This window comes from Achromobacter sp. (assembly GCF_036567245.1).
Classification (GTDB): Bacteria; Pseudomonadota; Gammaproteobacteria; order Burkholderiales; family Burkholderiaceae_B; genus Achromobacter.
Genome location: NZ_DATCUY010000197.1, coordinates 1 through 11,044 on the forward strand (window position 1 = coordinate 1; position 11,044 = coordinate 11,044).

Consider the following 11,044-nt stretch of genomic DNA (forward strand, 5'->3'; position numbering starts at 1 on the left):
GAGCGGTCGCAGCCGCGGGCAACAGCGTGGCGCTGGGCGCCGGCTCCATGGCGGCGCGTGGCGCCCAGGAAAACTACGCGGCCCATGGCATGGCGCAGCCCCAAACCTCCACAGGCGAGGTGAACGTGGGCGGACGCCAGATGACGGGCGTGGCGGCAGGCAGCGAGGACACCGATGCCGTCAACGTAGGGCAGTTGCGCGCCGCCAGCAGCGCGGGCGAGGCGCGGGTAGGCGCCGTCGAACACTCCCTGCATAACCTGCGCAGCGACCTGGATTCCCAGGAGCGCATGCTGAGCGCCGGCGTGGCCGCCGCCATGGCGACGGCCTCCCTGCCGCAAGCCTACATGCCGGGGCGCAACATGCTGTCCCTGGCCGGCGGCACCTGGAACGGCGAGTCGGGCTATGCCATGGGGCTGTCGCGCGTTTCCAGCGGCGGGCGCTGGGTCTACAAGGTGTCGGCCAACGGTACGTCCCGCGGCGACATTGGTGGCGCGGCGGGGGTCGGATACCAGTGGTGAGGCCGGGCCTGCGATAATGCCGCAAGCGCGGCGGCCGGCGATGGGACGCAGGCCGCCGCCAGCACAGGCATACCCGGATCGGCCCCATGGAAAAGCGTTTGATGCCATCGATGATGGCGCTGCAATGTTTCGAGGCGGTGGCGCGGCACATGAGCTTCACGCGCGCCGCCGAGGAACTGCATATGACCCAGAGCGCGATCAGCAAACAGATCGCGCAGCTGGAGGCGCTGCTGCGCAACCCACTGTTCCTGCGCGTGCGGCGGCGCTTGCAACTCACGCCCGCGGGGGCCTTGTACCAGTCCGAGGTCAGGGCCATCCTGAACCAGGTGGACATGTCCTCGCGCTACATCCTGACCTACGGCAGCGAGACCCAGGTGCTCACCATCGGCACCCAGCCTACTTTCGGCGCGCGCTGGCTGATCCCGCGCCTGCAAGGCTTCATGGCCGCGCATCCGGACATCCAGGTCAAGGTGCGCAGCGAAACCCGGCCCTTCGATCTGATGCAGTCCAAGATCGACATTTCCTTTTTCTTCGGCCACGGCACCCTGCCGGGGGCGCAGTGCCGCGAACTGTTCGAGGCCGAGGTGGTGCCGGTGTGCGCGCCCGGTTTCCTGCCTGGCGACAGGGTCGGCAGCCTTGAAGCATTGAGCGCGCAGGCGCTGATCCAGTGCGCCTCGCGCCCGGAGGCCTGGCACGACTATTTCTCGCGCCAGCAGTTCCAGTCCGACCGCAGCTACCACGGCCCCCGCTTCGATACCTTTTACATGTGCGTGCGCGCCGCCGAAGGGGGCTGCGGTGTGGCGCTGACGCCGCGCCTGCTGGCCGAAGAGGAGTTGCAGGCCGGCAAACTGGTGATTCCCTGGGATTACGTGCAGCCCAGCGACGGCGCTTACTTCGTCGCTTACTCCGAGCACTCGGCCGAAGTGCCCAAGATCAAGCAGTTCGTCGCCTGGGTGGAAGGTGAGGCCGCGCGCAAGCGCGAGCGCGACGCCCAGCGGACGCGGTCCATGAAAAAACGGACTGATTAGGCCGATTTTTTTCATTTGATTGCGGGCGCGGCGCATGATGTCATGCGGGCCATCCTTGTTTACCGATGTGCCGAGCCCGCCATGAGTCAGAATTTCGTCAATCCGGATCAGATCCGCGCCTGGTTCTCCCGCGCCATGTCCGACATGTACAAGTCGGAAGTGCCGCTGTACGACACGCTGCTGGACCTGGTGGCCCAGGTCAATGCCCAGACCCTGGCCGCGCAGCCCGAACTGGCCGCACAGCTGGCGCGCACCGGCGAGATCGAGCGCCTGGACGTCGAGCGCCATGGCGCGATCCGCGTCGGCACCGCGCAGGAACTGGCCAATATGCGGCGCGTGTTCGCCGTGATGGGCATGCAGCCGGTGGGCTATTACGACCTGTCGCCGGCCGGCGTGCCGGTGCATTCGACCGCCTTCCGCGCCACCCATGAAGCCTCGCTGCAGGCCAGCCCGTTCCGCGTCTTCACCTCGTTGCTGCGGCTGGAGCTGATCGATGACGCGGCGCTGCGCGAGAAAGCTGCGCGCATCCTGGCCGCGCGCCAGATCTTCACCGCGCGCGCGCTGGAACTCGCCGCCCGCTTCGAGGCGCAGGGCGGACTGGAAGACGCCGATGCGCGTGAATTCGTGGCTGAAGCGCTGCACACCTTCCGCTGGCACAGCGAGGCGACCGTCAGCCTGGACGACTACCAGGAGCTGCACGGCCTGCATCGCCTGATCGCCGACGTGGTGGCCTTCAAGGGTCCGCATATCAACCACCTGACGCCGCGCACGCTGGACATCGACGAGGCCCAGGCCGAGATGCCGCGCCGCGGCGTGTCCGCCAAGGCCGTGATCGAAGGCCCGCCGCCGCGCAAGTGCCCGATCCTGCTGCGCCAGACCAGCTTCAAGGCGCTGGAGGAAGCGGTCCTGTTCGCCGGCGCCGACGGCCAGTCCGCGGCCGGCAGCCACACGGCCCGCTTCGGCGAGATCGAGCAGCGCGGCGTGGCGCTGACCCGCAAGGGCCGGGCGCTGTACGACCAATTGCTGGACCTGGCCCGCAGCCGCATCAGCGGCGCGCCCAACGAAGGCAATGCCGCCGCCTACATGCAGAATCTGCAGGATTGCTTTGCCGCGTTCCCGGACGACTACGAACAACTGCATGCGCAGGGCTTGGCGTATTTCCGCTACTTCCTGACCGGCAAGGAAGGTGGTGATTCCGACTCCAACCTGCAAGACCTGATCGGCCAGGGCTACATCCGCTTCGAGCCGCTGGTGTACGAGGATTTCCTGCCCGTCAGCGCCGCCGGCATCTTCCAATCCAACCTGGGCGACAAGGCCCAGGCCGAGTACGCGCAGAACGCCAGCCAGGCCGCCTTCGAACAGGCCCTGGGCGCCCAGGTGCAGGACGAACTGGCGCTCTACCAGGACACGCAGGACCGTTCGCTGGACGCCTGCATGCAGGCGCTGCGCGCGCAAGCCGGCTCGCCGGTGACTGCATGAGCCGTCTGGACCGCTGCCTGTCTGTACGCGACTTCGAGCGCGAAGCGCGGCGCATCATGCCGCGCTGCGTCGAAGGCTACGTGTGCGGCGGCACCGAGGACGGCGCTTCGTTGAGCGAGAGCATGCGCGCGCTGGGCGACGTCGGTTTCCGGCCGCGAGGATTGCGCGTGGTCGACCAGCGCAGCAGCCAGGTCGAGCTGTACGGCCAGGCCTACGCCATGCCGGTTGGCTTCGCGCCCACGGGGTTCTCCGCCATCGTCATGCACGAGTGCGACATGGCGTTGGCGCAGGCGGCCCGGCAGGCCGAGATTCCGTTCATCATCAGCGGCGCGTCCAGCGTGCCGTTGGAACGCTTGCAGCAGGCCACCGGCAAGCGCTGCTGGTACCAGGCCTATCTGCCGGGCAACACCGAGCGCATTTCCAAGTTGATGGCGCGCTTGCGCCAGGCCGAGATCCCGGTGCTGGTGGTGACCATCGACACTTGCGTCGGCGCCAATCGCGAGAACTTGCAGAAGCTGTCCTTCACCGTACCCTTCAAGATGAGCCCCAGCGTCATGCTGGACGGCATGCGGCATCCGCGCTGGAGCTTCAATGTCTTCCTGCGCACGCTGTTGGGCAGCGGCATCCCCAGGTTCGCGAACCTGTACGAGGAAATCGGCCCGCCCATCACCCAGGACCCGCCCAACGGTTTTCGCGGCGAACGCGACAAGCTCTCGTGGGAACACATCCGCTGGATCCGCGAGAACTGGCCGGGCAAGCTGGTGCTCAAGGGCGTGATGCATCCCGACGACGCGCGCCTGGCCTGCGCGGCGGGCGCCGACGGCGTGATCGTGTCCAACCACGGCGGACGCCAGCTCGATGGCTGCATGTCGCCCTTGCAGGCATTGCCCGATGTGGTGGCCGCGGTGCCGTCCGGTTTCCCGGTCATGGTGGACGGCGGCTTTCGCCGCGGCTCCGACGTGCTCAAGGCCGTGGCACTGGGCGCGCGCATGGTCTTCACCGGCCGGCCTCAGCTGTTCGGCGCGGCCGTGGCCGGCAGCGCCGGCATCCGCAAGGTCGCGGAGATATTCCGCAGCGAGATCTCGACCAACATGGCGCTGCTCGGCTGCGCCACGCTGGCCGATCTCACCCCGGACCTGATCGCGCCCTTGCGGCCAGCGGGCTCCGCCTGACGCGGGCGGCGCCGCCCCGGGGCAGGACTGCCCGCACAACAACAAAAAAGCGGTGCGCATGGCCATGCGCGCCCATCCGTTTTCGACAGGAGGAAACATGAAGAAGATCTATAGCAAACTGGCCGGTGTCGCGGCGGTGCTGGCGTGCGTCGCCAGCGGCCCGGCGCAGGCCCAGGCCGGCGCCTACCCGACCAAGCCGGTGCGGCTGGTGGTGGGCTACGCCCCGGGCGGCACCACCGACATCAGCGCCCGCATGATCGCGGACGTGCTGGGCAAGGAATTCGGCCAGACCTTCGTGGTGGAGAACAAGCCTGGCGCCAACAGCAACATCGGCGCCGAGTCGGTCGCCCGTGCGGCGCCCGACGGCTACACCCTGTTCGTGGGATCGATTTCCACTGCGATCAACCAGTCGCTCTATTCCAAGATGTCCTATGACGCGCTCAAGGACCTGGACGCCGTCGCCTTGCTGAACGTGGTGCCCAACATCCTGGCCGTCAACGCCAGCGTGCCGGTCAAGTCGGTGCAGGAATACATCGCCTACGCCAAGAAGAACCCCGGCAAGCTGACCTGCGCCTCGCCCGGCAACGGTTCGTCCGCGCACCTGGGCTGCGAACTCTTCAAGATGAAGACCGGCATCGACATCCTGCACGTCCCGTACCGCGGCAGCGGCCCGGCCGTGGCCGACCTGCTGGGCGGACAAGTCGACTCCATCTTCGACAACCTGCCGCCGCTGTTGCCGCACGTGCGCGCCGGCAAGCTGACCGGCCTGGCCGTCACCACCGGCAGCCGCGTGCCGTTCGCCCCGGAAATCCCCACCATCGCCGAATCGGGCGTGGAAGGCTTCGACGTCGCGGCCTGGTTCGGCGTGTTTGCGCCTGCCGGCACGCCGCCGGACATCGTCCAGAAGGTCAACGCCGCCATCAACAAGGCTCTGGCCTCCGACGCGGCCCTGGCCGCCAGCTACCAGACCAACGGCTTCCTCATGCCCCCGCCGCCCAACACGCCGCAAGCGTTCAAGGCCTTCATGGAAAGCGAAACCCGCAAGTGGGGCGAAGTCGTCAAGGCGACCAACCTGCAGATCAACTGATAGGCCAGGGGAGGGGCGGTCCGCTGCCCCTCTGGAGCGTTCTTGGGGACGGATTGGTGGCGTTGCAGCGACATAGCGGTGCGGAACCACCCGCTTCCCGATTTGCGTGATAGAATGTTCGACTTTCCAGGAAAGCACGCTTTTCTGGCTGAAGTCAGCCGACGTGGTGAAATTGGTAGACACGCTATCTTGAGGGGGTAGTGGCGAAAGCTGTGCGAGTTCGAGTCTCGCCGTCGGCACCAAGAATTTTTCCGGGGTAGTTCCCTGGAATGTAAAGAGCCCGCATCTCTCCTACGAGGATGCGGGTTTTTTAATGGGCTCGCCGTGCTGCGCCGGCGTCGCTCCGTCGCTTTGAAGGGGCATTCAGGAGGACAGAAGGTCCGGCCGCATTTTCCCCAGCCGCTGGTCGCTGTACCCGACCGGCGTCTCGTACAGGCATTGCTGAAGCCAGCGGAGGGCGGGCCCCCGCGGTTTTTGCTTTGACCACACCATATCCAATGGCGCGGGCACGCCGAAATCATCGAAGGTCAGTTCGGGAACGACCAGCATCGGACTCAGATCGCTCGCCTTCAGTACGTCACGGGAAATCAAGGCCCAGCCGATGTTCTCCTTTACGAGCTGGAGCGCGACCCAATGGCTTTCGACGGCCCAGATTTCCGAAGCGAACCGCCAGCGCGAGTCGTCGGAGCCGCCGCGCGAGGTCACCAGAATCTGGCGGTGCCGCTTGAGCTCCTGATAGGCGACGGGTTGTCGCGCAAACGGATGGCCTTTGCCGCAAGTCAGAACGATCGAGGCCCAGGCGATGCGTACAAAATCCAGGGCGGCGTCCAGCGGCTCGTCCTGACGCCAAAGCACGCCAAGATCGGCTTGCCCATTGAGCACCAGCGTGCTGACATCGTCCATGAGCGGGAGCAGGACCTTGAGTTCGATATGGGGAAACCGTCTGGCGAATTCCGCGAATATCGGCCCTAACGCATCTTCCGGATAAAGCTGGTCGAAGGCGACGACAAGTTTTTGTTCGACCCCTTGCTCATGGCTCCTGGCCATGCCGATCAGATACTCGCGCCGCTCCAGAACTACGCGGGCCTCGCGCAGTATCCGTTCGCCGATGGGCGTAATCATTGGCGCCCGGCCAGTGCGCTTGAACAGCGTCACGCCAAGTTCAACTTCCAGCGCCGAGATCAGCGTACTGACGGCGGACTGCGCGCGCCCCGTCGCTCTGGCCGCATCGGTGAAAGAGCCATGATCCACAGCGGCAACGAAGGCCTGCAGCTGTTCCATCGATACATCCATCGGTCATCCTGTTTCGAGCGCCGCGCGCTGTTTCGCGCTTACTGCAGCGCTTGGGCGCGCAACGCCCGGCCATTGCCCGCGCGCTGGCGACAGCGGGGAAGAGGCCTTCTGAGCGTCTTCGGTTCCGGAGGCGCCAACCGGAAACCCAGGCTTGTGCCGAGACTGTCGAATGGCAGAAACCAATTGGTCGCTCAGGTAAGGCAATTGCCGTGTTCGCGGCAACCGGAAAAAGTCAGCCGCCCAGCGATTTGCTGTGGGAATGCGTGAGGCATCGGGTTCGGAGAGCAATTGGAAATCGATAAATATGCATCGCACAAGGCCGAAACAGGGGCTGCGAGTACGGGCATAAAAAAGATGCATGACGCTCCAAGCCTGTTAACGAGATCTTATGTTGAAAACTAATATTTCATCCATCGCCCATGCCGATAACTAGTATCTGAATTTCAAGATGGAAGTGCGGCGATGGAGAACCGCCCGGGACTTGGTTTTGGCTGCCATTGCGCTGACAAAAAACGCGCCGATCCGCAAGCGTAATGGCGCCTCTGAAAGCACGGGTTGTGCAGACAAGGTGGGCAGGCTTTCGGCATTATTTTCAATGAAAATTGAATAGTCTTTTAACTGCAAAATCAATTCTCAAGTCTGGGGTGCTGCTGCATTATGGTGCGTGAAATCTCCTGGAATCGAAGAAAAGAATGCCACGATGAAAGCAAATGGTAAGGTTCGATTAATCCGCAGAGCATGCGATATAGATTGTGGCGTTCAATTAATTGAGAATAAAAAGAACGAGGTGGGGTTTCACCGTTGCGTCATGGGCGGGATGCGCTTTGCAGGGGCTGGAGAGCGGAGCGTGAGCCATGGCCACAGATAAGCTGGGCGACATCCGGCTCTTCATCGAAGCCGCAACCCAGGGCAGTCTGTCCGCCGCCGGCCGCAAGCTTGGTTTCTCGGCCGCGGCAGCCAGCATGCGCCTGACCAAGCTGGAAGCGTCCCTGCAAACCAAGCTGTTCGATCGCACGACTCGCCTTTTGCGGCTTACGGACGAGGGCCGTATGTATCTGGACCATTGCCAGGTCGCGTTGAAGGGGCTGGCGGACGTCGAAGAGGCATTGCACGCCGGACAGAGACAGGTACGGGGCAAGATCCGTGTTTCCGCTTCGACCGACTTCGGCCGCAACATACTCAATCCATGGCTTGAGGAATTCTGCGGCAGCTATCCCCAGCTGCAACTCGCGTTGACCTTGACGGATTCGCTGTCGAAGCTGGTGGAAGACAATATTGATATCGCGATTCGCTTCGGCAAACCGCAGGAAAGCGATCTGGTGGCTTGCCTGCTGGCTCCTAGCTGGCGTGTCCTGTGTGCGGCGCCGAGCTACCTGGAAAAATACGGTACCCCCAAGACGCCTGAAGACCTGCAACAGCATCGTTTCATCGTGCTGATGACTGCCAACGGTCCGCTGAGCGACTATCAGTTCTCCATGGCAAACCGCCTTTGTACGCGGCGTATTGCCCTGGAGCAGGCGTGGGAGACGAATGACGGTGCGCTGGCGACGCAGTGGGCTTTGTCCGGCTGGGGCATTACTCGAAAAACGATCTGGGATGCAGCCGGCGATCTGCGCTCGGGGCGGTTGCAGCTCGTGTTGCCCGAGTACACGGTAGACGAGCCGGGGATATACGCCATTTTTCAGCGCAACCGTTATCAGGTTTCGCGTGTGCGCACCTTGCTCGATTTCCTGCAGGAACGATTCCGCGAGGCCAGCCGGCGGTTGCTGGATGATCTGCCAGGCACGTTGTCCGCGGAACTGTCGAGATGGTCGTCATAGACGGGCATCGCATCCGGAACTGGGCGGCCTTCCCTAGGTAGCGAAGCGGCAACAGCGGGGTGTGCGTGAATATTGAATTGGCGGTAGTTCTCTCCAGACTTGTCGATGCGCCCGAGCAGGCGATGGCGGTGTTCGACCCGGCGGAGACATTGACGTACGGCACTAGGGCCTTCCGGATCGCCATGGCGCTTAACGATCAGGAGCATCCGCTCTTGCGGTATTCATTCTTGGCCGGATTCGCCCTGGCGGTATCGGGCGAATCGGCCGATCACCTGCTGCGCCGCGTGGACAAAGCCATGTACTGCGCCAAAGTCGAGGGGCGCGGCAGGTTCGTCAAATCCGATTGATTCGCGATTTCAAACCAAGAGTTTCCGCCGAAAAATCAGAAGTGCCATTGGTCGATTTAAAGACATGAAAATTTTGCATTCAGGAATGCAGCGCTTTTTTCATTATTTTCTGGTGGCGGCGGCGATGGGTTTTCCTGTTTTGATGATTTTTCCCTTGGTGAAGTACCAAGGGGAGAAATATGCCGAGGCTGAATCATCAATCATGGCGGTAACCGTTCAGAGGCAACTGGACGGAATGCTGAGGCTTGTGGAGAAAAACACAAAGAAGGCGATCTACCTGCTCGAGGAGTCTTGCGAGGGTGCTCTGCCAGAGCTGACCCATCTAGGAACCTTGACACCGTACTTCCGATCGCTGCTGTTGATTCGGAAAAACGCCTTATATTGCTCGTCGGTCGCGGGGGATACGCCGGGAAAATCCATCGTGCCGTTGATTCCCGTGATGGAACCTGGTTTTCATATATCTCCCGTGCCAGGCACTCCGCTGGTTCCAGACCGTCCGGCGTTGATCGTTTCTTATGGCGTCTCTAGCGGCCTTGGGGTGATCGCCATTATTGACGGCCAATATCTGCGGGATATCGAGGGCGCCAGCGGACAAGAGGGCCAGTTCCAGGTACGCATCATCCATGCCAAGTCGCAGCGTCCGCTGCTGCCGGAGGACGGTCATCCCGATGCTGTCGCTGGCGACTGGAAGTTTGGGAAGAGCGTCAAATCCGCGCTTTTTCCCTTCGAAGTTCATGTCGATGTGGCGCCGCGGCGTATTGCAAGCTATTTCCGCGAGCTATGGACCAATTACGCGCCCTTCCTGCTGCTGGCTGCCTCCCTGATGGGTTATCTGGCGCACAGGATTTTTCTGCGCAGGCTTTCCTTGACCACGGAAATCCGTAAAGGCATGAGCCAGAATGAGTTCTTCATGGCATACCAGCCGCTGGTGGATCTGGCGAGCGGCGAGTTCTGCGGCGTCGAAGCCCTGGTCCGGTGGCATCGTCCGGGGAGAGAGCGCATATCTCCGGATATCTTCATCCCCTTGGCGGAAGAGAACGGGCTCATGGCCGAATTGACCCGGCACATCCTGAAACTGATCGAACGCGACTTTCCGAAACTGCCTCTTCGGAAGGGTGATCATTTGGGCATAAATATAAGCGGATCGCACCTGATCATGCGGGAGTTCGTTGAGGATTTCCGCGAATTCATGGACCGGGTGAGAGCCTCTCAGCCGCTCGTGGTGCTCGAGCTGACTGAGCGCGAGGGCCTGCTGGACGTCGGATCGGCACAGGAAAGCCTGAGAAAGGTAAAAGCGCATGGAGCGCTTCTGGCGCTTGATGATTTCGGCACCGGACATTCGTCGGTGTCCTACCTGGCCAGCCTGGAGGTTGATTTCATCAAACTCGATCGCTCTTATGTCCAGGGCGCGGATACCAAAACAGTCAGCGCCGTGTTGCTGGACACCATTATCGACCTGGGTCATCAGCTGGAAACCAGGATGATTGCCGAAGGAGTGGAGACCCAGGCGCAGGCGACATATTTGCGCAGGCGGGGCGTGCAAATGGCGCAAGGATATTTTTATGCGCGTGCGTTGCGGGCGGAGGAGCTGGCCGACTGGAAGAAAGAATATGAAGACCTGCGCAACGCCGCGGCAGTTCTGGTCTAGCGGCGGCGCGGGCCGTGGAATTCCTTGCGGCAATTTAAAAGTCTTTTAATCGGGGGGGCTATTCTCAAGATAGAGATGATGTTGCATCATGCCGATAAATTCTTGCAGCTACTAGGATTGAATTGTTTGCGCCGCCGGCAGTTCCGCCTGCACATGAGTGCATCGTATTCCCTATAACGCGCCGGGTTGGCTCCATTTTTTGAAAATCCTGGCGGTTTATCCTTTTTCCTCCTCTTTACCCCCCCCGTCCCGAATGGCAAGAAGTATGCAGAAAGCTTGGCGCTATAAATATAAGGGGGCTATGTCCGATGCATGCCATCTACAACTGCATTGTCTACGAACATGATCTCCGGCTGGTCGGATTGGCTGCGCTGGTTTGCATAGTTTCTTCCTTTGCCGCCATCAACCTCCTGCACCATGTGGGCCGCTCCATGGACACGGTCCGCTGCATCTGGCTGGGAGTGGCTGGCACGGCAACCGGGTTTGGCATCTGGGCCACGCATTTCATAGAGATGCTGGCCCACTCATCGGGGCTCAAGAGCAGTTACGACATCGTCCTGACCTTTGCTTCCCTGCTTGCGGCCATTGCGCTGACGACCGTGGGTTTCATGGTGGCATCCGCGCCTGCGTTGAGGTTTGGCCGCTGGCTGGG

At 62.3% G+C, this 11,044-nt stretch carries 10 protein-coding genes and 1 tRNA gene; 10 read left to right on the forward strand and 1 reads right to left on the reverse strand.

Annotation, left to right across the window (positions count from 1 at the left end; all coding sequences use genetic code 11):
- The 6 genes from VIR09_RS08230 to VIR09_RS08255 form a co-directional block, all read left to right on the forward strand.
- Positions 1–518, forward strand: a 518-nt coding sequence (locus VIR09_RS08230) for a YadA family autotransporter adhesin (RefSeq protein WP_332012430.1), incomplete at its 5' end; no start/stop codon positions are given.
- A gap of 86 nt (positions 519–604) precedes the next feature.
- Positions 605–1,546, forward strand: a complete 942-nt coding sequence (locus VIR09_RS08235) for a LysR substrate-binding domain-containing protein (RefSeq protein WP_332012431.1) — start codon at positions 605–607, stop codon at positions 1,544–1,546.
- An 81-nt stretch (positions 1,547–1,627) separates the two neighbouring features.
- The gene (gene hglS, locus VIR09_RS08240) at positions 1,628–3,025 is read left to right on the forward strand and encodes a 2-oxoadipate dioxygenase/decarboxylase HglS (protein WP_332012432.1); all 1,398 of its coding nucleotides are present in this window, start codon (positions 1,628–1,630) and stop codon (positions 3,023–3,025) included.
- Positions 3,022–4,197, forward strand: coding sequence for an alpha-hydroxy acid oxidase (locus tag VIR09_RS08245; protein ID WP_332012433.1), 1,176 nt, complete (start codon positions 3,022–3,024; stop codon positions 4,195–4,197). The genes hglS and VIR09_RS08245 overlap by 4 nt, the downstream gene beginning before the upstream one ends.
- 97 nt (positions 4,198–4,294) lie before the next feature.
- Positions 4,295–5,284: a tripartite tricarboxylate transporter substrate binding protein gene (locus VIR09_RS08250; RefSeq protein ID WP_332012434.1), complete on the forward strand. Its 990-nt coding sequence runs from the start codon at positions 4,295–4,297 to the stop codon at positions 5,282–5,284.
- 157 nt (positions 5,285–5,441) lie between these two features.
- Positions 5,442–5,526, forward strand: a tRNA-Leu gene (locus tag VIR09_RS08255).
- A gap of 121 nt (positions 5,527–5,647) precedes the next feature.
- Here VIR09_RS08255 and VIR09_RS08260 read toward each other — a convergent pair.
- Positions 5,648–6,565, reverse strand: coding sequence for a LysR family transcriptional regulator (locus tag VIR09_RS08260; RefSeq protein WP_332012435.1), 918 nt, complete (start codon positions 6,563–6,565; stop codon positions 5,648–5,650).
- Positions 6,566–7,431: 866 nt separating this feature from the next.
- Between VIR09_RS08260 and VIR09_RS08265 the strand changes: the two genes are divergently transcribed.
- The 4 genes from VIR09_RS08265 to VIR09_RS08280 form a co-directional block, all read left to right on the forward strand.
- Positions 7,432–8,397 (forward strand): LysR family transcriptional regulator, encoded by a 966-nt coding sequence (locus VIR09_RS08265; protein ID WP_332012436.1) that lies wholly within the window; start codon positions 7,432–7,434, stop codon positions 8,395–8,397.
- A gap of 65 nt (positions 8,398–8,462) precedes the next feature.
- Positions 8,463–8,744 (forward strand): hypothetical protein, encoded by a 282-nt coding sequence (locus tag VIR09_RS08270; RefSeq protein WP_332012437.1) that lies wholly within the window; start codon positions 8,463–8,465, stop codon positions 8,742–8,744.
- Positions 8,745–8,808: 64 nt separating this feature from the next.
- Complete coding sequence (locus VIR09_RS08275) at positions 8,809–10,392, forward strand: EAL domain-containing protein (protein ID WP_332012438.1); 1,584 nt, start codon at positions 8,809–8,811, stop codon at positions 10,390–10,392.
- Positions 10,393–10,700: 308 nt separating this feature from the next.
- On the forward strand, positions 10,701–11,044 hold a 344-nt coding region (locus VIR09_RS08280; protein ID WP_332012439.1), incomplete at its 3' end, for an MHYT domain-containing protein.